A 23,345-nucleotide genomic window follows, 5' to 3' on the forward strand; every position below is an offset into this window, starting at 1 on the left:
CGGTATCACTCCAGTCGACGGCGTTCCTCGTCGCTCCATTCCCGCGTGTCGCGGGGCTCCACATACGGCTCCTCACCTTCGGGCAGTCCGCCCGCGACGGCGCGCTGGCGGGTCATCTCCGCGTCGAACTCGAGCCCGAGGAGGACGGCGAGGTTGGTCAGCCACAACCACACCAGGAAGACGATCACGCCCGCGACCGTTCCGTACGTCTTGTTGTAGGAGGCGAAATTCGCGACGTAGAAGGCGAATCCGGTGGACGCGGCCATCCAGATCACCAGGGCCAGGAAGCTGCCGGGGGTGACCCAGGTGAAGCCGCGGCCCTTGGCGTTGGGCGCGGCCCAGTACAGGAGCGCGATCATGATCGTGACGAGGAGGACCAGGACCGGCCACTTCGCGATCGACCACACCAGGAGCGCGGTGTCACCGATGCCGAGTGCCTCGCCCGCCCGGCGGGCGAGGCCTCCGGTGAACACCACGATCAGCGCGCTCGCACAGGCCAGCAGCATGAGCGCGACCGTCAGCGCGAGGCGGAGCGGAAGGATCTTCCAGACGGACCGCCCTTCGGGCACGTCGTAGACGGCGTTCGAGGCACGGATGAACGCCGCGACATAGCCGGACGCCGACCACAGGGCCACGAGCAGGCCGATGACCGCGAGCAGGGATCCGGCACCACTGTGGCCCTGGAGCTGTGTGACGGCGTCGCTGAGCACGTCCCGCACGGAGCCCGGCGCCAGCCGGCGCAGGTTGTCCAGCACCCGCTGGGTGGTCGACTCCCCGGCCACGCCCAGCAGGGACACGAGGACCAGGAGGGCGGGGAAGAGCGCCAGCACCCCGTAGTAGGTGAGGGCCGCCGCGCGGTCCGCCAACTCGTCGTTCCCGAACTCCTTCACCGTGCCGCGCAGCACGGCTCGCCACGCTCGCTTCGGCAGTTCGGTGGGGCGGTCGGGACCGTCCGCACGGTCGCGTTCGCGGACCTGGCGGTCCGGGTCGACGGCCGCGTCGCCGCCGGTGTCCGAGTGTTCTTCTTCCGGTCCGCTGCCGGGCTTCAGGATGCGTTTCATGTCCTGCGGCTTTCCGTCCCGGCGGCAGTCATGCCCGTTCCCTGCGACCTGAGCGGTACCGGATGCGGAGCTCGCCCGGGGCGGCCCGGCCGCCGGGCCGTGATCGCCTCGGCCCGGCCGCCGACCGCGTGCCGGCGACGCGGCCGGCGGCGTGCCCGGTGGCGGCCCGGCCGCGCCGCCGCGGCACCCGCGTCCGGGGGCCGGGCGGGGCCGGCTGCCGGGAGGGAGCGGTCCTGGCGGGGGCCGAGCATGAACTCCTCGTACCGGCCGAGGGCGAGGACGGCGCACAGCAGAGCGGGCAGGAGCAGCAGCGAGGAGATGAACATGGGCGTGCCTTCCCTTGGGGACCTCTCCCCGCCGCTTGCCCCCGTCCTGCCGCGGCACGCCCCCGACGGGGCCCGGGCCGTCCGCGGCTTGTTCCGCAAGTCACCACCAGCAGTCCGCGACTCACCACTAGCAGTCCGCGAGCAGGCCGTGCCAGAACTCCCAGTCCAGGCACTCCGCCTCCCTGCAGGCCGGAACCACCGCCCAGGTCTCCTCCAGCCAGGACCGCAGCTCGGCCCTGTCCAGCGCGAAGAGGGCGGGCTGCCTGGGGCCCAGCCGCAGCAGCACCTGGCCCGCGCGGCCCGGCCCGGCCACGGGCTGGATCCGTACGTCCCCTTCTCCCGTCAGGGTGCGCAGACCACGGGCGAGGAGGTCCCTTCCCAGCACCCAGGTCACGTCGGGCCGGCCCGCCGCCGTGTGGAAGGTGACCTCGACCTCCAGGGGGGCGTCGCGGCGCCACCGGAGCGTGGCCCTGAGGGGGAAGCGCAGCCGTGTCCGGAGGTGGTGGATCGAGATGGTCCGGGTCAGGTCGTGCCCGGCGACGGAGGACCGGTGGGCCATGATGACTCGATTCTGCGGGAGGGCGGACCGGTAGCCGGGCGCAGGAAGGTCCTGGGCCCGGCGGGACCCCGGCAGGGCAGGGGCCCCCTGCTCCCGTCTGTTCCACCGCGCGCGTTCCAAACGTCCCGGCGCCGGCCGGGACGCTCCCTCAGGACGCGCGGACGGCGTCCTCGACGCTCGGGTGCAGGGCGAGCACGGTGTCGGCGCCCGTCAGGGCGAAGAGACGGCGCAGCTGATCGCCGGGGGCGGCGATGCGCAGAGTGGTGAGGTGGTGCAGCCGCAGCAGCAGGTTCAGGAAGGACGAGTCGCCGAAGGTGACGGAGCCCGCGTCCAGCACCACCAGCCGGTGCTGGTCCGCGGCGGCGGCGAGCGCCTCCTCCAGCGGGCCCAGCGTGTCCTGGTCGAGCTCGCCGTGCGCGGCGACCACCCATCCGGCACCCGCCAAGTAACTGTCCCCGACCACGCTTTCGCGATGGGCGTCTTCCGCTCCGGTCATGTCCGCGCCTCCCCGGATCGTCACGTGTACGGCCTCCGCAAGGGAGTATGCCTGCTCCTCGGCCCGAGGGGGCGCCCGGCCCGCGGCACACGCGCCGAGCCGGCGGTATCCGCCGTCGGACCGGGCGGGACACACGAGCTTCGGCGAAGGGCGTGTAGGGCCGGGATGAACGGGCAGGTGCGCCCGGGCACCCCCCAGTCGATCAGGAGGAACGGCCACCATGTCTCGCTCGGCCACCCCCGTAGGCCCTGTGCGTGCGGCAGGCGCGCAGAACGCTCCCGCCGTGCCCGGCGGGACCCGGTTGCGGGCAGGGGAAGCGGCACTGCCACAGGTGACCGCCCCCTTCCGCGCGCTCGCGCCCCTGCCTCAGGAACCGGGCGAGTGTCCGCCGTCCCGTCCGCCGACCCGGCTGCGTGCCGGAATGCTGCCGGAGTAGGCGGCGGCCGTGGACGGCTCCGGAAGCTTCGCGCACCCCGCCCTCTTCTACCGCGGTCCGGCGCAGTACCTCGCGGGAGTCGGCGGGTTCGTACGCGCCGGTCTCGCCGCCGATGAGCCGGTCATGGTGGCCGTGCCCGGTCCACGCCTGGACGCCCTGCGCGAGGACCTCGGCGCCGACGCCGCCGGGGTCACCTGGACGGACATGACGCGGTTGGGGCGCAACCCCGGCCGCATCCTGTCGGCGCTGCAGGATTTCACCGACCGGTACGCCGACCGGCCCGCGCGGATCGTCGGCGAGCCGATCTGGCCCGGCCGCTCGCCGGCCGAGGTGCTGGAGGCGACGCGCCACGAGGCCCTCCTCAACACCGCCTTCGCGGGGCGGCGGGCCGTCGTCCTGTGCCCGTACGACGTCGTGGGCCTGCCGGCAGCGGTGGTGTCCGACGCCCGGCGCACCCACCCCACGCTCATCGAGAACGGCGAGGACCTGCAGAACCCGGCCTACGCCGACGCGTCGGCGGTCTGCGCCGACTGCGATCTCCCGCTGCCCGAACCCGACGGGGTGGTCTCCCGGCTCGACTACGCCCCCGGCCTGCTGGGAGAGGTACGCGCGTACGCCGAGACCTGGGCCCGCGGCACGGCCCTGGGCCCGGCGGAGCGCGGGGATCTCGTCCTCGCGGTCAGCGAGGCGGCGGCCAACTCCCTCTCCCACGGGGGTGGGAGAGGGACCCTGAGGCTGTGGAGCAGCGACGGTTCCGGGGTCGTGGCCGAGATCCGGGACGACGGCCACCTCTCCGATCCGCTGGCGGGGCGCCACCGCCCGTCGCTGTCTTCCCCCCGTGGCGGCCGCGGCCTGTGGATGATCCATCAGGTCTGCGACATGGTGGAGATCCGGGCGCGGCCCGACGGCCTCACTCTGCGGCTGCATATGAGAGTCCTGGAGGAGCCGCGGTCGCCTAGACTGCCTGGACTCGCTCAGGCGGGCCGCAGCAGCTACCGCCAGCAGGGATCGGCGTCGATGACGGGGGCGTGAGGGACCACAGTGCAATCCACCGGGCCGGCAGCCGGCGATTCACAGCACACGGGCTTTTCCGGCGCGGGGCAGCGCCGTCGGCTCGGCCTCTCCGGCGTCCGCGGCCATGTGGCCAAGGGCCGCGACTTCACGCGCCGGGCCCTGACGGACTGGGGCTGGGACGGGACCGAGACCACCGAGGACGTCCTGCTCCTGGTGTCCGAACTGCTCACCAACGCGTCACTGCACGCGGGTGGTTGTGTCGAGCTCGCACTCACCGCCGGTGAGGTCCTCAGGATCGAGGTCTTCGACGGCACGACGACACCTCCCCGCCCCAACCCGTCCCCGCAGCCGGGTGTGCCGGGCGGGCACGGCCTGTACATCGTGGAGCGCATCTCCGACCGCTGGGGCACCCGCCTCCATGAGCACGGCAAGGCCGTGTGGGCGGAGGTCGACGCGTCGCGGCTGGTCACCGGGAGGTCTGCGGGCCTGTGACCAGGGCGGGGCCGCCCGGAGGCCGGGCGGGCCGACCGGTTGAGCCGGCAGGGTGGCCCGACGGGGGATCCGATCGGCGTACATGCGTCGCACGGGGTGCTTCATCCCGGCGGACGGGGGCAGGCGGGCGGTATGACATCGAATCCGTCCGTCACCCTCGCCCTGACCCCTGCGCCGGGCCCTGCCTGGCTCCACCTGGTCGTCATGGCCTTCGCCCTCGTCGTCCTCGTCCGCGCGCTGGCCCGGCACCGGTAGCGGGGGGATCAGGAGCGCAGGCGCAGTCCGATCTCCTTCTCCTGGTCACCCGAGACCGTTCCGGTGTCCTCGACGGCGAATTGCCCGGCGAGCGCCGCGTGCACCCGTTCCACTGCGCGGGGGCCTCCCTGGAGGGTGACGCTGACCGTGCCCTTGAGCCGGACGGGGGTCTCGCGCCGCTCCGCCGGCTTCGCCGCGTCGAGGGTCGCGCTCCACACGGTCGCCGCCCCACCGCCTTCCGCGGGACTGCTCGCCACGGCCTCCGCGGGAAAGGAGTGCTCCAGCAGGTCGAGGACGGTGCGCGCGTCCTCCGGTGCGCAGTCGCCGACCGCCACCACCACTTCGGCCGCGGGGTTCTCGTCGTTCAGGCTGTCCATGGGCCGGCGCCCCTCTCGTGTCGTGCACATCGCTACGGAACCCGGAAACGGTGACCCGCCCGCCCCGGGCATGCAGGACGCGGCCTCGTGGTGCCGGGGCACCCGGGGCCGCGTCCTGGTCACCCTCGAGTCCGCGGGACGGACCCGTCGGGGCGGGTCAGGTCCTGTCGCGCTTGCCGCGGAGGGAGTCCTGGACGCCGCGGGCGCGTTCCTCGGTCTCGCTCATCGCTTCCTTGGCCTTGCCCTTGGCCTCGTCCATCTTGCCCTCGGCCTTCATCCGTTCGTTGCCGGTGACCTTGCCGACGGCCTCCTTGGCCTTGCCCTTGGCCTGGTCCATCTTTCCCTTGTCAGCCATGACGATCTCCTTCGTGTGGGATCTTTGACGGGTTCAAACTAGGCGAAATACGAATATTGCGCGCGCCGGGAGTCGGCCGTTCACACCCTTCGCCAGACAGCCATGGCCCACGAGAACACGCCGAACAGCAGGAGGCCGGTCGCGACGACGACCAGCAGCCACGGGCCGGCCGGGGTCTGGGCGAAGGAGCGGAGCGTGTCGTCCACACCCTTGGCCTTCGCCGGGTCGTAGGACACGGCCGCATGGACGAGGACCGCGCCCGCGGTCGCGAACACCGCGCCGCGGGCGATGCCGCCGATGACCCCGAGCGCCTCCACGCCCTGGCGTACGCGTTCGGGCAGGCGGCCCAGGTCCATCTCCTGGCGGAAGGTGAGGCGCACCGCGCCCACGGCGATCACGATGCCGCCGACGGCGATGGCGATGCCCGCCACCGCCACGAGCCATTGGCCGGCCGGTGCCTCCAGTGCCTTGGCCGTCACGTCCCGCGACTGCTCGTCGCTGGAGCGCCCGCCGCCCCGGCCGGCGGCGAAGGCCAGTACCGAGAAGGCCCCCGCCGCGTAGAAGACGGCTCGCGCGGCGGACGCGCCGCGTTTGGTGAGCTTGCGTCCCTCGCGGCCGGCGGCGCCGAAGACGGCCTCGGAGAGCCGCCACAGTGCCATCGCCACGAGGCCGAGGCCGATGGCCCACACGAGCACCTGCCCGTAGGGGTGGCCTGAGACCTCGCCGAGCGCACCCGAACGGTCGGCCACCTTCCCGGTGTCCCCGAACGCGATCTGCAGGGCCAGCAGGCCCACCAGTACGTACAGAACCCCGCGCGTGGCCAGGCCCCACCGGGCGGCGACGGCCACTGCCTCACGCGTGCCGCGGGCCCGGACTCCACCGACGGTCGCCGCCATGAGTCACCCTCCTGAAGCTCCTACTTCGCCGCCTCTGCCCCATCCGGCCCGGGCCATGCGACCGCGGGCCGTCAGCGGCCGTGCAGCTGCGTGTTCAAGGTCTTCAGGGTGCGCGTCAGCAGTCTGGAGACGTGCATCTGGGACAGCCCTATCTCCGCACCGATCTCCGCCTGCGTCATCTCCTGGACGAAGCGCAGTTCCAGGATGCGGGCGCTGCGTTCGTCCAGGCCGGCGAGGAGGGGCGCCAGGGCGTGCCGGTTCTCGACCATCTCGATCGCGGGGTCGGGACCGCCGAGGGTCTCGGCGAGGACGCGCGCGTCCGGCCCGTCGGACTCCCCGGCGCCGCCGGAGTCCCGGGGTGCGTCCAGGGACTGGGCGGAGTAACCGTTGGCCGCGACGAGGCCTTCGCGGACCTCGTCCTCGGTGAGGTCCAGGTGGTCGGCGAGGTCAGCGGGGGTGGGCGCGTGGCCCAGTACGGAGGTCAGGTCCTCCGTGGCCCTGGCCAGCTGCGAGCGCAGCTCCTGGCACCGGCGCGGGACGCGTACGGCCCAAGTGGTGTCCCGGAAGTGGCGCTTGATCTCGCCCGTGATGTACGGCAGGGCCAGCGTGCTGAACTGCGTGTTGCGGTCGGGGTCGTAGCGGTCGATCGCCTTGATCAGACCGATGATGCCGACCTGGACGATGTCCTCGTTCTCCGGGCCGCCGGGCCGGTCGCGGAACGGGCGGGCAGCGAACTGCACCAGGGAGATGTTCATCTCGATCAGCGTGTTGCGGACGTACTGGTACTCGCGGGTCCCCTCTTCCAGACTGCGCAGCCGCGCGAAGAACACGCGCGTCAGCTCCCGGGCCTCACTGGTCGGCAGTTCGGAGGGGCAGGGCACGTCCGGCAAGCCGCTCAGTCCGGGGGCGCCTGCGACGCCGCCGGTGGAGGGGGTGGGGGTCGTACGGGTCCGGGCCTCGGCTGCGGCCGTGGAAGTCATCGTTTTTCGCTCCTTGGGCGCGGGGCTTGCGGTGCGGGACGCGGTCGCTCGGCCGTGCGGGCGGGCCCCGCTCGGCTCCACAGAACCCTGCCCGCCGCACGGACATACGTCAAGTAATACCGGAAACGCAGTTCCGGATTGGCTTTTCGTGAGTCCGCGCTCAAGAATGGGCGGCGTGGAGAGTGAGCACACGAACCCCCGAAGGAACCGCTGGACGTTCCTGACGAACCACGCCCGGGTCCTGATCGCCATCGCGCGGGACCCGGGTGTCCGCCTGCGCGACATCGCCCAGAGCTGCGCGCTCACCGAGCGCACCGTGCAGGCGATCGTCACGGACCTGGAGGCGGACGGGTACCTCACCCGGACCAGGGACGGCCGGCGCAACCGCTACGTCATCGCCCCAGGCGCGCGCTTCCGCCATCCGGCCGAGGCGGGCCTCGAGATCTCCGGCCTGCTGGCCTATCTCGCCGCCACGCCGCCCTCCCCCATGACCGCCCCGCCGCCACTCGCCGAGGACCAGGCGGCCGGCGACGGGACGCCCCGCGCGAGGGTCTAGACCGGGTTGGACCGGGTGCGCCCGCCTCGGCCCCGTTTCGGCCGGGGCGGCGCGGGTAGCCGCGCCAGGGACCAACCCGACCTCGTGTGAGGAGACAACTCGTATGGGTGGCATAGGCGGTTGCATTGCCCTGATCGTGGTGGGGGCCACCCTCACCTTCGCCAGCGACTGGCAGATGGACGGCGTGAACCTCGATGTGGTCGGCCTGATCATGATGGCCGCCGGACTGCTCGGGCTGGGCGTGTACGCGAGCGTCATGCGGCGGCGGCGCGCGGGCGCCCTGCCGATCGTGGACGAGACCCGAGACCGGACCTGAGCCGTTGGGCCTGCGGCTTTCCATGACGGGACCGCCGGCGTGACACTGGGACCGTGAACCCGTCGGGAGTTCTGGACCGGCTGGTGCCGCCGCGGGCCCGCGACCGCTTGGGCGACGCCCTCTTCAGCCGTGTGGCCGGTCCGTCCGGCGCGGAGAACCGGGACAGGATCCATGGCACCCCGGGGCCTCGGTGGTTCGCCCCCGAGGAGCCGATCCGGCAGGTGCACGGCGACGCCTCGATGTTCGTCGGGGGGCTGAGCGCCCTGCTCCTGCAGTCCCTGCACCCCCTCGCCATGGCCGCGGTCGAGGCCCACTCCGGCTACCGGGGCGATCCCTGGGGCCGGCTCCAGCGCACGAGTACCTTCCTGGCCTTCACCACCTACGGAACCGCCGAGGACGCACAGCGCGCGGTGGACGGCGTACGGGCGGTCCACGCACGCGTGCGCGGCCGCACCCGGGACGGGGAGCCGTACCGCGCCGACGACCCGCACCTGCTCGAGTGGGTGCACATCGCCGAGGTGGTCAGCTTCCTGCGGGCCTACCAGCAGTACGGCTCCCGCCCCCTGGACGCCGCCGGCCGCGACGCGTACGTCGCCGCGGCGGCCCGGGTCGGCCGGTCCCTGGGCGTGGTCCGGCCTCCGCGTACCGCGCGGGAGCTGGCGGAGCGGATCGAGGCCTACCGCCCGGAGCTGCGCGGCACCGAGGAGGCCCGGTCCGCGGCCCGCTTCATCCTGCTGCGGCCCCCGCTGCCGTGGCCGACCCGACTGCCGTACGCGATGCTGGCGGCGGCCGCGGTCTCCCTGCTGCCGCCCTGGGCCCGGGAACCCTTGGGGCTGCCCCTCCTGCCGCGGACCGAACGCTGGTGCGCGCGCCCCGCGGGCGCGGCGGTCACGGGCGTCATCCGCTGGGCGATGCGGCGGCCGCCACCGGCCGCCACCGGGTGAGCGGGGCGCACTGCCTCCGCGTACGGGCCGTGCAGGCGGGCACACGCCCGGCATGGACACTATGAATCCTTTCGCGGTGGTGACCGGTGCGTCGAGCGGCATCGGGTACGAACTGGCGCGGCAGTTGGCCGGCCGCGGCTATGACCTCGTCATCAATGCCGAGGACGGACCCCGCCTCCATGAAGCGGCGTCCCGGATCCGGCAGGAGGGCACGCAGGTGGAGGTCGTGCAGGCCGATCTGCGCCGGTACGAGGAGGCCGAACGGCTGTGGCAGACGGTCGCGGCCAGGGGGCGTCCCGTCTCCGTCGTCGCCCTCAACGCGGGGGTGGGCCAGGGCGGGGCGTTCGTCGAGACGGACCTCGCCGACGAGCTGGAGATCGTCGATCTCAACGTGCGGTCGACCGTGCACCTGGCCAAGCGGGCACTGCGGCACATGACGGAGCGGGACGAGGGGAACGTGCTGATCACCTCGTCCATCGCCTCGACGATGCCGGGCTCGTTCCAGGCCGTCTACAACGCGTCGAAGTCCTTCCTGCAGTCCTTCTCACAGGCCCTGCAGAACGAACTCAAGGACTCCGGCGTCACCGTCACGGCCGTGATGCCGGGTCCCACGGAGACCGACTTCTTCCGGCGCGCGGACATGGGCGACACCAAGGTGGGACAGCAGGACAAGGACGATCCGGCGGACGTGGCCCGCCAGGGCCTGGACGCGATGGAATCCGGCAAGGACAAAGTCGTCGCGGGTTCACTGAAGACCAAGGTCCAGGAACTTCTGAACAAGATGCTGCCCGACGCGGTCAAGGCGGAGGGGCACCGCAGGATGGCGCAGCCCGGCACCGGGGACACGGAGACACCTGCCCACGAGGAGTGGTCGCGATGAAGGCCCTGACCTGGCACGGCACCGCCGACGTACGCATCGACGACGTCGCGGACCCGACGATCCAGGACCCGACCGATGTGATCGTCAAAGTGACGAGCACCGGCCTGTGCGGCTCCGACCTGCACCTGTACCAGGTGTTCGGTCCGTTCCTCGAAGCGGGCGACATCCTGGGGCACGAGCCGATGGGTGTCGTCGTGGAGACCGGCCCGGACGTCACCGCCGTCCGGCCGGGTGACCGGGTCGTCGTCCCGTTCAACGTCTCCTGCGGCACCTGCTTCATGTGCGAACGGGGCCTGCACTCGCAGTGCGAGACCACGCAGGTCCGCGAACACGGCATGGGCGCGTCGCTCTTCGGCTACACCAAGCTCTACGGCCAGGTGCCCGGCGGGCAGGCCGAGTACCTGCGGGTGCCCTTCGGCAACACGCTGCCCATCAAGGTCCCCGACGGGCCCCCGGACGACCGGTTCGTGTACCTCTCCGACGTGCTGCCGACGGCCTGGCAGGCCGTCCAGTACGCCGACGTGCCGCCGGACGGCAGCCTCGCCGTCCTCGGCCTGGGCCCCATCGGTGACATGTGCACCCGCATCGCCGCCCATCTCGGGGTGGGCACGGTGATCGGCGTCGACCTCGTACCGGAACGTCTGGAGCGGGCCGCCCGGCACGGCGTCCGGGCGGTCGAACTCGACGGGGACGACGTCGTGGCCGAGGTCCGGGACATGACCGACGGCCGCGGCCCGGACGCGGTCATCGACGCGGTGGGCCTGGAGGCCCATGGTGCACCGCTGGCGGCGGGGGCCCAGAAACTGACCGGGCTGCTCCCCGGCCCCATGGCGGCCGCCCTCATGAAGCGCTACGGAGTGGACCGCCTCTCCGCCCTGCACCTGGCCATCGAGCTGGTCCGCCGGGGCGGCACCATCTCCCTGTCCGGGGTCTACGGCGGCATGGCCGACCCGATGCCGCTGCTGACCCTGTTCGACAAGCAGATCCAACTGCGCATGGGGCAGGCCAACGTACGGCGCTGGGTCGACGACCTGATGCCCCTGGTCTGCGACGGCGACCCCCTGGGCGTCGAGGACTTCGCCACCCACCGGCTTCCCCTGACCGACGCACCGCACGCCTACGCGATGTTCCAGAAGAAGCAGGACGGCGCCGTCAAGGTGCTGTTCACCCCCTGAACGTGAGGAGCGCGCCGGGCCGGGTTTCGGGGTGCGTCCCCGGGTCACACGCGAAAGGAGCGGCCCTCCGTCGTGATGCGCAAGCCCCTCACCGTGAGGGGCAGCGGGGTGCCGCGAGGAAGGACAAGCCATGGACCACTCCCGCGCGCCGGTGCTGGAAGCCCTGCAGGAATTCCGTCGCAGGGGTGACGTCGCCTACGGGCCGCCCGGCCACAAACAGGGGCGCGGGGTGGACCCGCGCGTGCTGGACGTGGTCGGTTCCGACGTCTTCCGTTCCGACGTCCTGATGCTCAACGGGCTGGACGACCGCCGGCAGTCGCGCGGCATCCTGGAGCGGGCCCAGGAACTGATGGCGGACGCGGTCGGCGCGGAGCGGGCGTTCTTCTCCACCTGCGGCAGCTCCCTGTCGGTGAAGACCGCGATGCTCTCCGTCGCCGGCCCCGGGGAGAAACTGCTGGTCTCCCGCAACGCGCACAAGTCCGTGATCGCCGCCGTGATCATCAACGGCGTCGAGCCGGTCTGGGTGCACCCGAAGTTCGACGCCGAACGGCATCTGGCCCACCCGCCGGAGCCCGACGACGTACGGACGAAGCTGCGCGAGAACCCCGACGCCAAGGGCATGCTCCTGATCACCCCCACCGACTGGGGCACCTGCGCCGACATCCGCGGCACCGCCCGGGTGTGCCACGACGCGGGCGTGCCCCTGATCGTGGACGAGGCGTGGGGTGCCCACCTGCCGTTCCACCCCGCCCTGCCGGCCTGGGGCATGGACCACGAGGCCGACCTGGTGGTCACCAGCGTGCACAAGATGGGCGCCGCGATCGAGCAGAGCTCCGTCTTCCACCTCCAGTACGACCGCGTGTCCCCCGAGGTGCTCAAGCAGCGCGAGGACCTCCTCGGCACCACCAGTTCCTCGAGCCTGGTGTACGCCACGCTCGACGGCTGGCGCCGCCAGATGGTCGAGCACGGCCCCGCGCTCCTGGGTGCGGCGGTGCACCGGGCGGAGCGCATCCGCTCCCGGATCGCCGACCTGCCGGGGCTGGAGGTGATGGGCCGTGAGGTCGTCGACCAGGGCCTCGCCGCCGACCTCGACCCCCTGAAGATCGTCATCGATGTCCGCGGTCTGGGCATCAGCGGCATGCAGGGCGCCGAGTGGCTGCGCGCCCACCGCCACGTGGACGCCGGAGGCTCCGACACCTGCCGTATCAGCGTCTCCATCACCTTCGCCGACGACGACGAGACCGAAGAGATGCTGCTCACCGCGCTCAAGGCCCTCGTCGACGGCGCCCCGGGGATCGAACAGCGGACCGAGGTACGCCTGCCGGGACCCTCCGGGCTGGAACTGGAGCAGGCGATGCTTCCACGGAAGGCGTTCTTCGCGGAGGCCGAGCACGTGGACGCGGACCGTGCCGTGGGCCGTGTCGCGGCAGAGACGATCAGCCCGTACCCGCCCGGCGTGCCCGCGATCGCCCCGGGCGAGGTCATCACCCGCGAAGTCGTCGACTACCTGCGCAGCGGCGCCGAACACGGTGTGCTGCTGCCCGACGCCTCGGACGGCTCCGCGCGCACCCTGCGCGTCGTGGCCCGATGACCGCACCTGCGGCGACCATGCCGGGGTGACACGGCCTCCCCACCGCAGGTGTCACGGGCGCCCGGGTGGGCAGGGGCCTCGTGCCCGGGGGGCCAGACGCGAGGAGGCACACATGTCCGAGAATCCGACCTCACACGCACCCCACGGCAAGGGGCCGAGCCCGCACAAGGGAACCGAACAACACGGCTGGTCACCCGATGTCGACTCGACGCACACGCAGGAGAACCCGAGCGCGAAGAAGTCGTTCGAGACTCCTAAGACCGCCGGTGCCGGACGCACCCGGGCCGGCGCGGGCGCGCAGCCGGCCGACAAGGGCACCCCCGTCCGGAGCCGCACGCGCCGCGGCGAGGACACGGCCAAGTCCGGCGCCGAGGGCCATCACGACCTGGGCTCCAAGGGCCGTTCCGGACGCCCCAGCGGAGGCAAGGACTCCTCCGCCTACTCCGGCGTCGACCCGGACGGGGACGACGGCGGACTGCGCAAGGGCTGAGCGCGCACGGCGGGGCCCCTGCGCAGGGCGCAGGGGCCCGGCCGTGAGAGTGGGTCAGTGTCCCAGGGCGCGCTTGAGCTGGGCCTTGTCCATGTCCGAGCGCCCCTTGATGTTCCGCTTCTTCGCCTCGTTGTACAGCTGTTCCTTCGTGGGTCCCTCGGAGCCGCTGTGCGAGCGCTGTCCACCGCGCTTGGACGAGGAGGTGTCCTGGGTCGACGACTTGCTCGCGGTCTTCGACTCACCGGAACGGGCGCGCTCCTTGTTCACGGTGCGGGCGGCCATCTCCTTGGCCCGCTTCTCGGATGCGCCGCGGTCCTGCGCGGAGTCCTTGATGTGTTCGTACTGCCGTTCCCGCTTGGGGGAGCTTCCGCGGGGCATGGCGTCCTCCTTCGGTGGTGGATGCGTGGGCGCAGTGGTCGTACTGCTCTACACCGCGGGCTCCAGTGCGAACAGAGCATCCGATCCGGTGAGTTGCAGCAGCCGGATCATCTGATGGCTGGGTGCCGCGAGCCGGAGGCGGTGCCCGAGCATGCCGGCCTCCTGCCTGGCTGCCAGCAGGGCGTTGAGTCCCGTCGAGTCGCAGAAGGAAGAGTTCTGCAGATCGACGACGATGTCGGCGTCCTCGGGGGCCTCTGAAAGGGCGGTCGCGAGCGCTTCACGGAGCTCTTCGACATGATCGAGGTCCATCTCGCCGGTCACTCGGAGCACGTACCGCTCCGGGTTCCGTCGGGCGATCAGGCGGTCAGTCGGCTCCTTGCCGGTATCCATGGCATGCCTCCTGTACGCCGGGCTCCTGCCCTCTCGGGGACGCCGCATGCGTGTGCCGCGTGCCGCGGGGCGCACGGTGACGGTCATTCCACGGCGGTGACCGGGAGCACCGGGCCGGGCGTTCCGTCCGGCCGGCCGGCCCGGTGCCTCCAGACGCGGACGAATCCGGCCCTGTCCGACCAGGCACCCAGATCGGCGGTGTCCGCGCCGTATTCCTGCCAGGTTCTGCCGCGCTCGCCGTCAGGGGGCGGCCAGGCGTGCGGCTTGGACTGCCACACCGTGACCGCGGTGACCCAGCTCAGTTCCTGCCTGAACGTGTCGCCCGGTGCGGCGGCCGACGCCGGGGCGCGCAGGGAGCCGAGCCGTTTCAGCCCCAGGCGGGCGAGCGAGTACACGACGGCCTCGCCGCCCTCGTCCCACCGGTCGGGCCCGACCGTGACGGCGGTCCCCCTGAAGTGCGCCTCGTCGTACAGGGTCCCCTCGCACGACGGGCCGGTCTCGTCGGTCATGGCACCTCCCGCGTGGCCTGCGTCTTCCCTCGCGCGGTCGGCCACATTCCCGCCGGAATCGAGGTTCGGCCCACCGCAGACGGGCATACGGATTTGCACAAGACTTGTGCGGAAAAGAGGCACACCATGGGGATCATCGGCTGGATTCTAATGGGACTGCTCGCCGGAATCATCGCGAAGTTCCTGATGCCGGGCCGAGACCCCGGCGGCTGCATCGTGACGCCGCTGATCGGTATCGCCGGCGGCGTTCTCGGCGGATGGCTCGGAAAGGTCATCTTCGGGGTGGACTCCATTGACGGATTCTTCGATCTGTCCACCTGGATCGCGGCCATTGTCGGTTCTCTGATCATCCTGGCCGTCTACCGGCTGGCGTTCGGGAGGAAGCACTCGTGAGATTTCCCCCGAAACGGCGCGCCCGCCGGAAATTCAGACGCCGGGCCCTCCGCCGCCTGCGGCCGCGCTCCGTCCTCAGCCGCATCTTCATGCGCATGTCCATGTGGGGTGTGGGCGCGATGATGTGGGTCATGCGGCGGACGTTCCGGCGTATGGTGCGCGCGGCCATCATCGGACGCGTCCTCGTGACATGAGGAATAGGTGGGGTTCTGGGGGGTAGCGGCCGGGCGAGACACGGAGGTGATGGTGCATGGCCACTGGAAAGAAGTCCAAGAACGTCGGCAAGAACGTCAAGGGCAAGGTCAAAGAGGCGACCGGAAAGGCCGTCGGCAACGAGAGCCTCGAGATGAAGGGAAAGGCAGAGCAGACGGTCGCCGATGCCAAGCAGACCGGGCAGAAGGCGAAGGACACGCTGAGCTGAATGCGCCTGACGCGAAGGCCGCCGACCCGTGGGGCCGGCGGCCTTCGCGCATGAAAGTTCTGAATTCGAGGTGTGATGCGGGTGGTTCGGGGGAGGCGCTCTAGCGCCTCGTCCGCACCTTCAGGAAGGGAAGAGGGGAGGCGAGCTGAGGTGACGAATCCTCTGGACCGCAGGTTCGGAACGGGCCCGACCATGGGGGGTTACCCGGCGAGCTCCACGTCCAGCCTCGCCGACATCCTGGAGCGGGTCCTGGACAAGGGCATCGTGATCGCGGGCGACATCCGCATCAACCTGCTCGACATCGAGCTCCTCACCATCAAGCTGCGGATCCTGATCGCGTCGGTCGACAAGGCCCGCGAGATGGGCATCGACTGGTGGGAGCACGATCCGTCGCTGTCCTCCCGGCACGCCGAGGAGTCGCTGACCGCGGAGAACCACCGCCTGCGCGAAGAGCTCGCGCAGCTGCGCCGCGAGAGCGTCACCGCCTCCGAACCACAGCCCCCGGCCCTGGACCTCGACCCGGAGCGGCAGGAGCAGGTGGAGCGCGAGGAGCAGGAGCCCCGGCGGCCCGTTCGGAACACCGGCAGGCGGAGGGCCGAGCCGTGAACGCCACGACCACTTCGACGCTCGTCTACGTCTACGCCGTGACGCCGCCCGCCCCCGTCCTGGACGGCCTCCTGACGGACCTGACCGGGGTGTCCGGCAGCCCCGTCACCCTGCTGGCACCCGCGGGTGAGCAGCCCGCCCCCGTCGCGTTCGTCATCAGCGACGTGCTCTACGCGGACTGGGCCGAAGACGTACTCGGGGAACATTTCGAGGATCTGCGCTGGCTGGAGGAGACGGCACGCGCCCACCACTTCGTCATCGAGACCCTCGCCGCTCACACGACCGTGCTGCCCCTGCGGATGGCCACCCTCTACCAGGACCGCACCCGGGCACTGCGGGCGCTGGAGCAGCAGGGCCAGAACTTCGCCACGCAGCTGGCCCGGCTCAGCGCCCACACCGAGTACGGCGTGAAGATCTACGTGCGCCCCGCCGCCGGACCGGACCCGGCCGCCGCCCCTGCCCCGACCACCCCCGGCAAGGCGTATCTGCGGGCCCGGCGCGCCCACCAGGACGCACGTGAGGACCACTACCGGCAGGCGCAAATGGCCGCCGACCGCATCGCGGGCATCGCCCAGGACCACGCGGCCGACCACGTACGCCATGCTCCGCAGGGCGGCCCGCTGGCCGCGCGGACGGACGGCGAGAACGTCCTCAACGCCGCCTTCCTGGTGCCGGACGCCCGGGCCGACGCGTTCCGGGCGGCCGTGTACGCCGTCGGCGAGACCTTCCAGGGGATCCGCCTCGAGGTGACGGGCCCGTGGGCCCCGTACTCCTTCGCCGCCACCCCCGCGACTCCCCCGGGCCCGCTCGCGCCATGAGCACCGCCGACCGCCACGAAGCGCCCCTGTCCGGTCGGCAGGTCGCGCTCGTCGACCTGCTGGACCGGCTGCTGACCGGTGGCGTCGTCATCGCCGGCGACATCGTCCTGTCCATCGCGGACATCGACCTCGTGCGGATCTCCCTGCGCGCCCTCGTCAGTTCCGTCAGTACCGTCGACGTCCCCGGAGGAACACCGGAGGGCGGCACCCGCCATGAACCGTGAATCCCCCGACCCGGGTCGCCCCGAGCGCCGTACTCCGGACCTGCGGGCCGTGGGCGAGGCGATGGCGGACGCCGTGACACTGCTGCCCGCCACTCCCGCCGACCGGGCACGCTCGGACGGCTCCGCCGGGCACCGGATCCGCACCGGCCCGGACACCGTCGGCGAAGACCTGGTCAAGCTCGTCCTGACGGTGGTCGAACTCCTGCGGCAGCTCATCGAGCGGCAGGCGCTGCGCCGCGTCGATGCCGGAGACCTCAGCGACGCACAGGAGGAGGAGCTCGGGGCCACCCTCCTGGCCCTGCACGACCGCATGCTCGAACTGTGCGACCGGCACGGCTGCACCCTCGATGACCTGAATCTGGACCTCGGCCCGCTGGGCCACCTGCTTCCGCCGCCCGACCCCTGACCGCCCCGGCTCAGAAGGCGCCTCGGGGCAGGGAACGCGCGTTCGCCTGCCGGACCGGGCCCGAGGGGCCGGCCCGGCCCGGCCGGAAGGCTCGTACGGCACAGCGCGTCCGCAGCTCCTCGAGCAGCTCGGCCTGTTCCTCCGCGCGCTCCAGGAGCCGGGCGAGCGGCGCCGTGTCGATACGGGTCTCGCTCTCGGCCAGGGTGCGCAGGGTCAGCCAGCAGGACCGCTTGCCCTGGACGCCCAGCCGCATGGCCTCCAGCTCGATGACGTCGCTGAGCGGCGACCGGGAGAAGAGACGGCCGTTGAGCTTGAGGCGGCCCGCCTTCTCCCCCAGCCGGCCCAGGGCCGCTCTGGAGCGGCGTTCGGACACGTCCAGGCTCCGCATGATCTCTTTCAGGGATTCGCGGTCCTGCGCCACCTCCCGCGCGAGGTGTTCCAGCTGGGGGCCGAAGGGTTTGCCGCTGTGGCTCTTCGCAGCCCGCTTCAGGAGTGCGACGCCGGCGCCGGCGCCGGCCAGGTGGTCGTTGAGGTAGAGCTCCAGCAGGTGGTGGGCGTCGCGTTGCGAGGACGTGCGCATGGCCCGCTCCTCCCTTGGGTCGGGTGTGGGGCGTGGGGGTGGCCCCGGTGCGCGCCTACCCCGCCCCCGCCGCCCCACCCCCCGGCCGGACGGCTCACGCCGCCAAGGGGGCCGTCGGCATTCCCGCCCTCTCGCGCAGGCCCGCGAGGAACTCCCGGACCGCGTCGACCGAGCTGTGCCAGGGCTGCCACCCGAGCACCTCCCGGGCGCGGGAGGAGTCCATGAGCGGCAGCCGCAGCACCGCGTCGAAGAGGTCGGGGGACGCGGGTACGAAGTGCAGCCGCCAGGCCGTCGCGAGCGCCGCCCGTACCGCGGCCTCCGGCACCCGCACGGGCCGCGACGCGAGGATCCCCGCGAGGACCCGGGCGTCCAGGGGCGGCTCCGCGGCGAGGTTGAAGGCCCCGTGCACGGGGCGGGCGGCCGCCGCCGCGTAGGCGGCCGCGGCGTCGTCGGTGTGGAGGGCCTGGAAGCGCAGGCCCGGCATGTCGGGCACGGCGGGGATCAGGCCGGGCCGGACGAGCCGGCCGGGAAGCAGCGATCCGGCGAAGATGCGGCGCTGCTCGGAGGCGGCCTCCCGCTTGAACAGGAATCCGGGGCGCATCCGTACCACCCGAATGGCCGGGTGGGCGGTCTCGAACGTGTCGAGGAGCCGTTCGACGTAGGCCTTCTCCCGGCAGTACGCGGCTCCGGGCCACCCGTGGGTGGGCCAGGACTCGTCGACCGGGCGGTCCTTGGGGCCGGGCGAGTAGGCGCCGACCGAGGAGGCCTGGATGAGGGCGGGCACGCCCGCCGCGACGACGGCGTCGAAGACGCGGATGCTTCCGAGGACGTTGGTGCGCCAGGTCTCGGCCGGATCGTGCGTGGGCTGGAACTTCCAGGCGAGGTGGATCACGGCGTCGGCCCCCTCGAAGCAGTGCGCGAGGTCTCCGCCGCCCGGCTCTATGTCCACGGCGTGCCAGCGGGTCTTCGTCGGCCGCCAGTCGGGCCGCCTGCGGGCCAGGCCCAGGACCGACCCCACCGAGGGGTCGGCGGCCAGTGCCCGTACGACGCTGGTACCCACGTTGCCGGTGGCGCCCACGACCACGATGTGGCGGCCCGGGCGGGTGCTTGAACTGTCCGAGCCGGGCTCGGTCGAAGGACGGTCCGTCATCGGGCATCCCCTTCCACAGCGGTACGGTCACAGATCACGGGTGCCCGGTCACCGGTCGTCGCCCCGCGGCGCGTCGGCGAACGGACTGCGGTCCAGTCGGTCGAGCAGGTCGGCCGGCCCGCCGTACACCGCACGGGCGCCGGCTTCCTCCAGGTCGTGACGGGGTATCCCGCCGCAGAGCAGGCCCACCGCGGGGACACCGGCCCGGGCGGCGGCTTTCATGTCCCATACGGTGTCGCCCACGAAGACGGCCCCGCGAGCGGGGGCATCGGCCAGTTCGAGGGCGTGGTGCACGGGGTCCGGGGCGGGCTTGCCCTCGTCCACGTCGTCGGCACTCGCGGTGGCGGTGATGGCGTCGTCGGCGTCGATGGCCCGCCTGAGCGCGCCGAGCTCCGTCTCCCCCGCCGAGGTGACCAGGACGACCCGCCAGCCCCGCCCGTGGAGAACGCGCAGCAGCTCGTCCGCGGAGTCGAGGCGGGGCAGCCGGTCGAAGTAGGTGCCGTAGAGAGTGTCGTGCGCGGCGCTGAGTTCCGCGTCCTCACTCGTGTCCCTGCCGTCGCCGAGCAGATGGGCGAGGAGGTCCTCGCCCGGCAGCCCGATCGCGCGGTGGATGGCGTGCATCGACACGTCGTGCCCGGCTTGCCGCAAGGCCTCCCACCAGGACGTGACGTGCAGGTGATTGGTGTCGGCGAGCGTTCCGTCGATGTCGAACAGCGCGGCACGGTTCACGGACGGCCTCCTTCGGGCGGGGACGCCGGCGGCCCCCGGTCTACGCCGCGACTACCCATCCTGACCGACGGCACGCGCGGCGCCCCTGGCTTCGTCCGCTCCTGCGCCGAGGGCGGAAGGCCTGCGTACCGACGCCGCCCCGCCGCGTACGGGACTCCTGTCCGGGTAGGCCCCCGGCATGAACGAGACAGCACAGTGGAAACCCGGTGAGGTCGTCCCGCAGAGCGGCATCTACGCCTGTGACTGCGGCAAGGAACATCTATGGAGCAAGAGCACCGACGTGCGGGGGCACCGGTTCCCTCCGCTGCCCTACGACTGCTCGGGCCAGGCCTGGACCCTGCGTACGCAAGCCCACCCCGACGCGGCCTGACCGCCGTGCGGCTGCGGACCAGCGATCCGCGCGCGCCGGGGTGGCGGCGGCTGCGCCACGGCCGCGGATTCCGGTACCTGGACGCGGACGGCGCACCGCTGTCCGGAGCGGACCGGGAACGGGTCCGCGAACTCGTGATACCGCCGGCGTGGCAGGAGGTCTGGATCTGCCCGTGGGCGAACGGTCACATCCAGGCCCTCGGGACCGACGACGCCGGCCGCCGCCAGTACCTGTACCACCCGCTCTTCCGCGAGCAGCGGGACCTCGCCAAACACGCGCACGTCCAGGAGGTGGCCCGCTCCCTGCCCCGGTTGCGCAAACAGGTGACGCGTGACCTCTCCCAACGCGGACTGACCCGGGACAGGGTCCTTGCCTGTATGACGCGGCTGCTCGACCTGGGATTCCTGCGCATCGGCGGGGAGCGCTACGCCCGCGAGAACGAGAGCTTCGGACTCACCACGCTGCTGCGGGAACACGTGCGCTGTTCGAAGGGGGAGATCCGGCTGTCCTTCCCCGCCAAGTCCGGCAGGACGGTGTGCCGCACCCTGGTGGACGAGCAGGCCCACGCGGTGGTCCGTTCCCTCCTGCGGCGGGACGACCGGGGTCCGAGGCTCTTCGCGTACTGGGAGCACAAGGCCTGGCACGAGGTCCACGCCGAGGACCTGAACGCCTACCTGCGCGACCGCGCCGACGAGGACCTGACCGCGAAGGACTTCAGGACCTGGTACGCCACGGTGCTGGCGGCCGTCGCCCTGGCCGTCTCGGAGGGAACCGCCGACGCGGCCCCCGCGCGACGCTCCCGCGTCGTGGGACGCGCCGTGCGCGAGGTCAGCGGCTACCTTGGGAACACGCCCGCAGTCTGCCGGGCCTCCTACATCGACCCTCGCGTCATCGAGCTGTACGAGGACGGAAGAACCGTCGCGTCCGTGCTCGGCAGGCTGGGCGAGGACACCCTGTTCGGACGTCCGGCGACCCAGGGCGCAGTGGAACGGGGCGTACTGGATCTCCTGCGGGACCACGGCGCATGACCCGGCCCGGGCAGTCCGGCTGATTGATCCAAGCGCGGGAATGGAACAACCGGCCCCGGGTAGCCGCAGCTCAGACAGGGGGCAGAGCCCCCGGGGACTGTGGAGGTGAACATGGACCTGCTCGGTGACACGTCTTCCCACTCGTCCTGGGTGCAGGAGCGGCTCGTGCGCCTGCCCGGGGTCTACCGCCCCCAGGAGGACACCCGCCTCCTGCAGGAAGCCCTCTCGGAGGAGAGGCTCGGGCCGGGCCGCGAGGTTCTGGAGATCGGCACGGGGACGGGGGCGGTGGCGCTGCGTGCCGCCGCGACGGGCGCCCGGGTGACCGCCGTGGACGTGGCCCTCGCCGCGGTCCTGGCGGCCCGGGTCAACGCGTGGCTGCGCCGCACACCGCTGCGGGTCCTGCACGGCGACTTCGCCGCGCGGGGCTCCGGGAGCGGCTACGACCTGGTGCTGGCCAATCCCCCGTACGTGCCCTCCCCCGACCGGGAGCTGCCGTCCAGCGGGCCCAGCCTGGCGTGGGACGCGGGGCGCGACGGCCGGGCGGTCATCGACCGCATCTGCGCGCTCGCGCCGGTGCTGCTCCGGCCGGGCGGGGTGCTGCTGCTCGTCCACTCCGCTCTGTGCGGCAGCGACCGTACGCTCGACCGCCTGGAACGGGCGGGGGTCTGCGCGAACGTGACCGCGCGTCGCCGCGTGCCCTGGGGTCCGGTCCTCCGCTCGCGGCGGGCCTGGCTGCAGGAGCAGGGGCTGGCAGTGCCCGGCGAGCAGTGGGAGGAACTGGTGGTGGTCCGTGCCTGCAACGCCGTCTGAGCCCGAGGTACGCCGTGTCCGCGTCGATCCGGCGGGTCCCCTGCTGGTCGAGGGCCCGGTGGAGGTGCTCCTCGACGACGGCACGACCGCCGTGTCCGACCGTTTCGTCGTCGCGCTGTGCACGTGCCGCCGGACGCGCACCCCACCGTGGTGCGACACCAGTCACCGGCCGCGCCGTCGCGCCGGCGCGGAGCCCGATCCCGGATGCGACACCGGAGCGCGAGAGGAGAACCACCCGTGACCCCCACCGTCACCGCAGCCCGGACCTCGGGAGCCGAACCGGCCGCCGGGGACCCCGCCCCCGCGCTGCCGGCTGCGCGCGGCCCGCTGTCCGAGGCCGTGCTCGCCGCGTTGCGCGACCGCGGAAGGCTCCCGGACTCCGGCGCCGCCGCGGGGGTCACCACCGCCGACCCGTGGGGTGAGGACCTCCAGCTCGCGCTGTACGTCCTGTACGAACTCCACTACCGGGGCTTCGCCGGTGTACCGGACGACCTGGAATGGGACGCCCGGCTCATCGGTCTGCGGGGGCTCCTGGAATCGCGCATGCTGGGCGCGTTGCGCGAGGAGCTGGCGGGAGCCCCGACCGACGTGGACTCGGCGTTCGGACCGCTGCTGGAGGAGCCGGTCGACCTGAGCGACAGCCTGAGCCATTTCCTCGAGACCGAGGGCGAGTTGTGGCAGCTGCGCGAGTACGCGGCCCTGCGTTCCCTGTACCACCTCAAGGAGGCCGACCCGCACCTGTGGGTGGTGCCGCGGCTCACAGGCCGTGCCAAGGCGGCGATGGTGGCCGTGGAGTACGACGAGTTCGGTGGGGGCCGGCCCGAACGCATCCATGCCCGGCTGTTCGCCGACCTGATGGTCGACCTCGGACTGGACCCGGCCTACGGACGCTACCTGGACGCGGCCCCGGCGGCCGTGCTCGCCACCGTCAACCTGATGTCCCTGTTCGGCCTGCACCGAGCCCTGCGCGGCGCGTTGATCGGTCACTTCGCCAGTGTCGAGGTGACCTCCTCCCCCGGCTCCCGCCGACTGGCCAGGGCCATGCGCCGCTGTGGGGCGGGGCCGGCCGCCGAGCACTTCTACGCCGAGCACGTGGAGGCGGACGCGGTGCACGAGCAGGTCGTGCGGCACGAGGTGATCGGCGGACTGCTCGCCGCCGAACCCGGTCTGGAGGCGGACGTCGCCTTCGGGTGCGCGGCCACGGGGCTGTTGGAGGACCGGCTCGCCGGTCATCTGCGGCAGAGGTGGGCCGCCGGGGAATCGGCGCTGCGCGCCGCCCCCACGGATACGCGGCGGCAGGGTGGGCAGGCGCGCCGGTAGAACTCACGATCCCG

Annotated in this window: 35 protein-coding genes; 21 read left to right on the top strand and 14 right to left on the bottom strand. The window is 72.4% G+C overall.

The features are described 5' to 3' along the window. Nucleotides 1–5: 5 nt before the first annotated feature. From ACZ6Y1_RS30705 to ACZ6Y1_RS30720, 4 genes are all read right to left on the bottom strand, one after another. The gene (locus ACZ6Y1_RS30705; protein WP_469637221.1) at nucleotides 6–1,061 is read right to left on the bottom strand and encodes a YihY/virulence factor BrkB family protein; all 1,056 of its coding nucleotides are present in this window, start codon (nucleotides 1,059–1,061) and stop codon (nucleotides 6–8) included. After that, nucleotides 1,058–1,387, bottom strand: coding sequence for a hypothetical protein (locus ACZ6Y1_RS30710; protein WP_469637224.1), 330 nt, complete (start codon nucleotides 1,385–1,387; stop codon nucleotides 1,058–1,060). Before ACZ6Y1_RS30710 ends, ACZ6Y1_RS30705 begins: the two co-directional genes overlap by 4 nt. A 127-nt stretch (nucleotides 1,388–1,514) precedes the next feature. Next, on the bottom strand, nucleotides 1,515–1,946 hold the full coding sequence (locus ACZ6Y1_RS30715; RefSeq protein ID WP_469637227.1) for an SsgA family sporulation/cell division regulator: 432 nt from the start codon (nucleotides 1,944–1,946) through the stop codon (nucleotides 1,515–1,517). 148 nt (nucleotides 1,947–2,094) lie between these two features. Further along, entirely contained in the window at nucleotides 2,095–2,442 is a 348-nt protein-coding gene (locus ACZ6Y1_RS30720; protein WP_469637232.1) for an STAS domain-containing protein, read from the bottom strand. Between the two features lie 445 nt (nucleotides 2,443–2,887). Between ACZ6Y1_RS30720 and ACZ6Y1_RS30725 the strand changes: the two genes are divergently transcribed. From ACZ6Y1_RS30725 to ACZ6Y1_RS30735, 3 genes are all read left to right on the top strand, one after another. Beyond that, nucleotides 2,888–3,910, top strand: a complete 1,023-nt coding sequence (locus ACZ6Y1_RS30725) for an anti-sigma factor RsbA family regulatory protein (RefSeq protein ID WP_469637235.1) — start codon at nucleotides 2,888–2,890, stop codon at nucleotides 3,908–3,910. A 9-nt stretch (nucleotides 3,911–3,919) separates the two neighbouring features. Beyond that, a complete protein-coding gene (locus tag ACZ6Y1_RS30730) occupies nucleotides 3,920–4,384 on the top strand; it encodes an ATP-binding protein (protein WP_469637238.1) in 465 nt (154 codons plus the stop codon). Nucleotides 4,385–4,516: 132 nt separating this feature from the next. Beyond that, nucleotides 4,517–4,639 carry a hypothetical protein gene (locus ACZ6Y1_RS30735; RefSeq protein ID WP_469637242.1) on the top strand — a complete coding sequence of 41 codons (123 nt, stop codon included), beginning with the start codon at nucleotides 4,517–4,519 and terminating at the stop codon, nucleotides 4,637–4,639. An 8-nt stretch (nucleotides 4,640–4,647) separates the two neighbouring features. Here ACZ6Y1_RS30735 and ACZ6Y1_RS30740 read toward each other — a convergent pair whose 3' ends face one another. The 4 genes from ACZ6Y1_RS30740 to ACZ6Y1_RS30755 form a co-directional block, all read right to left on the bottom strand. Then, nucleotides 4,648–5,016 (bottom strand): hypothetical protein, encoded by a 369-nt coding sequence (locus ACZ6Y1_RS30740; protein WP_469637245.1) that lies wholly within the window; start codon nucleotides 5,014–5,016, stop codon nucleotides 4,648–4,650. 157 nt (nucleotides 5,017–5,173) lie between these two features. Then, on the bottom strand, nucleotides 5,174–5,371 hold the full coding sequence (locus ACZ6Y1_RS30745) for a CsbD family protein (RefSeq protein ID WP_469637248.1): 198 nt from the start codon (nucleotides 5,369–5,371) through the stop codon (nucleotides 5,174–5,176). 80 nt (nucleotides 5,372–5,451) lie between these two features. Then, entirely contained in the window at nucleotides 5,452–6,267 is an 816-nt protein-coding gene (locus tag ACZ6Y1_RS30750; RefSeq protein WP_469637251.1) for a DUF1206 domain-containing protein, read from the bottom strand. 71 nt (nucleotides 6,268–6,338) lie between these two features. Continuing rightward, nucleotides 6,339–7,247: a SigB/SigF/SigG family RNA polymerase sigma factor gene (locus ACZ6Y1_RS30755; RefSeq protein WP_469637253.1), complete on the bottom strand. Its 909-nt coding sequence runs from the start codon at nucleotides 7,245–7,247 to the stop codon at nucleotides 6,339–6,341. 166 nt (nucleotides 7,248–7,413) lie between these two features. Here ACZ6Y1_RS30755 and ACZ6Y1_RS30760 point away from each other — a divergent pair, with 166 nt between their 5' ends. From ACZ6Y1_RS30760 to ACZ6Y1_RS30790, 7 genes are all read left to right on the top strand, one after another. Next, entirely contained in the window at nucleotides 7,414–7,803 is a 390-nt protein-coding gene (locus ACZ6Y1_RS30760; protein ID WP_469637256.1) for a helix-turn-helix transcriptional regulator, read from the top strand. Nucleotides 7,804–7,906: 103 nt separating this feature from the next. Further along, nucleotides 7,907–8,119 (top strand): hypothetical protein, encoded by a 213-nt coding sequence (locus ACZ6Y1_RS30765; RefSeq protein WP_469637259.1) that lies wholly within the window; start codon nucleotides 7,907–7,909, stop codon nucleotides 8,117–8,119. Nucleotides 8,120–8,190: 71 nt separating this feature from the next. Beyond that, nucleotides 8,191–9,063 carry an oxygenase MpaB family protein gene (locus ACZ6Y1_RS30770; protein WP_469637564.1) on the top strand — a complete coding sequence of 291 codons (873 nt, stop codon included), beginning with the start codon at nucleotides 8,191–8,193 and terminating at the stop codon, nucleotides 9,061–9,063. A 52-nt stretch (nucleotides 9,064–9,115) separates the two neighbouring features. Then, nucleotides 9,116–9,943 carry an SDR family NAD(P)-dependent oxidoreductase gene (locus ACZ6Y1_RS30775; RefSeq protein ID WP_469637262.1) on the top strand — a complete coding sequence of 276 codons (828 nt, stop codon included), beginning with the start codon at nucleotides 9,116–9,118 and terminating at the stop codon, nucleotides 9,941–9,943. Then, entirely contained in the window at nucleotides 9,940–11,118 is a 1,179-nt protein-coding gene (locus ACZ6Y1_RS30780; RefSeq protein ID WP_469637265.1) for a zinc-dependent alcohol dehydrogenase, read from the top strand. Before ACZ6Y1_RS30775 ends, ACZ6Y1_RS30780 begins: the two co-directional genes overlap by 4 nt. A 130-nt stretch (nucleotides 11,119–11,248) precedes the next feature. Beyond that, the gene (locus ACZ6Y1_RS30785) at nucleotides 11,249–12,709 is read left to right on the top strand and encodes an aminotransferase class I/II-fold pyridoxal phosphate-dependent enzyme (RefSeq protein ID WP_469637268.1); all 1,461 of its coding nucleotides are present in this window, start codon (nucleotides 11,249–11,251) and stop codon (nucleotides 12,707–12,709) included. Nucleotides 12,710–12,821: 112 nt separating this feature from the next. Continuing rightward, nucleotides 12,822–13,199 carry a hypothetical protein gene (locus ACZ6Y1_RS30790; RefSeq protein ID WP_469637271.1) on the top strand — a complete coding sequence of 126 codons (378 nt, stop codon included), beginning with the start codon at nucleotides 12,822–12,824 and terminating at the stop codon, nucleotides 13,197–13,199. A gap of 54 nt (nucleotides 13,200–13,253) precedes the next feature. Here the strand turns inward: ACZ6Y1_RS30790 and ACZ6Y1_RS30795 are convergent, their stop codons facing one another. From ACZ6Y1_RS30795 to ACZ6Y1_RS30805, 3 genes are all read right to left on the bottom strand, one after another. Then, the gene (locus tag ACZ6Y1_RS30795; protein WP_469637274.1) at nucleotides 13,254–13,577 is read right to left on the bottom strand and encodes a plasmid stabilization protein; all 324 of its coding nucleotides are present in this window, start codon (nucleotides 13,575–13,577) and stop codon (nucleotides 13,254–13,256) included. A 48-nt stretch (nucleotides 13,578–13,625) separates the two neighbouring features. Further along, on the bottom strand, nucleotides 13,626–13,967 hold the full coding sequence (locus tag ACZ6Y1_RS30800; protein WP_469637277.1) for an STAS domain-containing protein: 342 nt from the start codon (nucleotides 13,965–13,967) through the stop codon (nucleotides 13,626–13,628). An 83-nt stretch (nucleotides 13,968–14,050) separates the two neighbouring features. After that, nucleotides 14,051–14,476, bottom strand: coding sequence for a hypothetical protein (locus ACZ6Y1_RS30805; RefSeq protein ID WP_469637280.1), 426 nt, complete (start codon nucleotides 14,474–14,476; stop codon nucleotides 14,051–14,053). Nucleotides 14,477–14,602: 126 nt separating this feature from the next. Here ACZ6Y1_RS30805 and ACZ6Y1_RS30810 point away from each other — a divergent pair, with 126 nt between their 5' ends. The 6 genes from ACZ6Y1_RS30810 (at nucleotide 14,603) to ACZ6Y1_RS30835 (ending at nucleotide 17,344) form a co-directional block, all read left to right on the top strand. Then, nucleotides 14,603–14,869 (top strand): GlsB/YeaQ/YmgE family stress response membrane protein, encoded by a 267-nt coding sequence (locus ACZ6Y1_RS30810; protein WP_469637284.1) that lies wholly within the window; start codon nucleotides 14,603–14,605, stop codon nucleotides 14,867–14,869. A gap of 250 nt (nucleotides 14,870–15,119) precedes the next feature. Continuing rightward, nucleotides 15,120–15,290 carry a CsbD family protein gene (locus ACZ6Y1_RS30815; RefSeq protein WP_469637287.1) on the top strand — a complete coding sequence of 57 codons (171 nt, stop codon included), beginning with the start codon at nucleotides 15,120–15,122 and terminating at the stop codon, nucleotides 15,288–15,290. Nucleotides 15,291–15,440: 150 nt separating this feature from the next. Next, the gene (gene gvpJ, locus ACZ6Y1_RS30820) at nucleotides 15,441–15,896 is read left to right on the top strand and encodes a gas vesicle protein GvpJ (protein WP_469637289.1); all 456 of its coding nucleotides are present in this window, start codon (nucleotides 15,441–15,443) and stop codon (nucleotides 15,894–15,896) included. Further along, nucleotides 15,893–16,714 (top strand): GvpL/GvpF family gas vesicle protein, encoded by an 822-nt coding sequence (locus ACZ6Y1_RS30825; RefSeq protein WP_469637292.1) that lies wholly within the window; start codon nucleotides 15,893–15,895, stop codon nucleotides 16,712–16,714. Before gvpJ ends, ACZ6Y1_RS30825 begins: the two co-directional genes overlap by 4 nt. Further along, nucleotides 16,711–16,938, top strand: a complete 228-nt coding sequence (locus tag ACZ6Y1_RS30830) for a gas vesicle protein (protein ID WP_469637295.1) — start codon at nucleotides 16,711–16,713, stop codon at nucleotides 16,936–16,938. Before ACZ6Y1_RS30825 ends, ACZ6Y1_RS30830 begins: the two co-directional genes overlap by 4 nt. Further along, the gene (locus tag ACZ6Y1_RS30835; RefSeq protein ID WP_469637298.1) at nucleotides 16,928–17,344 is read left to right on the top strand and encodes a gas vesicle protein K; all 417 of its coding nucleotides are present in this window, start codon (nucleotides 16,928–16,930) and stop codon (nucleotides 17,342–17,344) included. The genes ACZ6Y1_RS30830 and ACZ6Y1_RS30835 overlap by 11 nt, the downstream gene beginning before the upstream one ends. Before the next feature lie 10 nt (nucleotides 17,345–17,354). On the opposite strand, the gene ACZ6Y1_RS30840 is transcribed toward ACZ6Y1_RS30835, so the two are convergent. The 3 genes from ACZ6Y1_RS30840 to ACZ6Y1_RS30850 all read right to left on the bottom strand — a co-directional run bounded on the left by ACZ6Y1_RS30840 (nucleotide 17,355) and on the right by ACZ6Y1_RS30850 (nucleotide 19,803). Further along, nucleotides 17,355–17,924: a hypothetical protein gene (locus tag ACZ6Y1_RS30840; protein ID WP_469637300.1), complete on the bottom strand. Its 570-nt coding sequence runs from the start codon at nucleotides 17,922–17,924 to the stop codon at nucleotides 17,355–17,357. 94 nt (nucleotides 17,925–18,018) lie between these two features. Then, entirely contained in the window at nucleotides 18,019–19,074 is a 1,056-nt protein-coding gene (locus ACZ6Y1_RS30845) for an NAD-dependent epimerase/dehydratase family protein (protein WP_469637303.1), read from the bottom strand. 48 nt (nucleotides 19,075–19,122) lie between these two features. Then, nucleotides 19,123–19,803 (bottom strand): HAD family hydrolase, encoded by a 681-nt coding sequence (locus tag ACZ6Y1_RS30850; RefSeq protein WP_469637306.1) that lies wholly within the window; start codon nucleotides 19,801–19,803, stop codon nucleotides 19,123–19,125. Between the two features lie 178 nt (nucleotides 19,804–19,981). Between ACZ6Y1_RS30850 and ACZ6Y1_RS30855 the strand changes: the two genes are divergently transcribed. The 5 genes from ACZ6Y1_RS30855 to ACZ6Y1_RS30875 all read left to right on the top strand — a co-directional run bounded on the left by ACZ6Y1_RS30855 (nucleotide 19,982) and on the right by ACZ6Y1_RS30875 (nucleotide 23,331). Further along, nucleotides 19,982–20,173: a hypothetical protein gene (locus tag ACZ6Y1_RS30855; RefSeq protein WP_469637309.1), complete on the top strand. Its 192-nt coding sequence runs from the start codon at nucleotides 19,982–19,984 to the stop codon at nucleotides 20,171–20,173. Between the two features lie 5 nt (nucleotides 20,174–20,178). After that, a complete protein-coding gene (locus ACZ6Y1_RS30860; protein ID WP_469637312.1) occupies nucleotides 20,179–21,201 on the top strand; it encodes a DNA topoisomerase IB in 1,023 nt (340 codons plus the stop codon). A gap of 111 nt (nucleotides 21,202–21,312) precedes the next feature. Beyond that, nucleotides 21,313–22,011 carry a HemK2/MTQ2 family protein methyltransferase gene (locus ACZ6Y1_RS30865; protein WP_469637315.1) on the top strand — a complete coding sequence of 233 codons (699 nt, stop codon included), beginning with the start codon at nucleotides 21,313–21,315 and terminating at the stop codon, nucleotides 22,009–22,011. 91 nt (nucleotides 22,012–22,102) lie between these two features. Next, nucleotides 22,103–22,252: a CDGSH iron-sulfur domain-containing protein gene (locus ACZ6Y1_RS30870; RefSeq protein WP_469637567.1), complete on the top strand. Its 150-nt coding sequence runs from the start codon at nucleotides 22,103–22,105 to the stop codon at nucleotides 22,250–22,252. Further along, on the top strand, nucleotides 22,249–23,331 hold the full coding sequence (locus ACZ6Y1_RS30875; RefSeq protein ID WP_469637318.1) for an iron-containing redox enzyme family protein: 1,083 nt from the start codon (nucleotides 22,249–22,251) through the stop codon (nucleotides 23,329–23,331). The genes ACZ6Y1_RS30870 and ACZ6Y1_RS30875 overlap by 4 nt, the downstream gene beginning before the upstream one ends. The last annotated feature ends 14 nt before the right edge of the window (nucleotides 23,332–23,345 follow it).

The organism is Streptomyces sp. NPDC053432 (assembly GCF_055585365.1).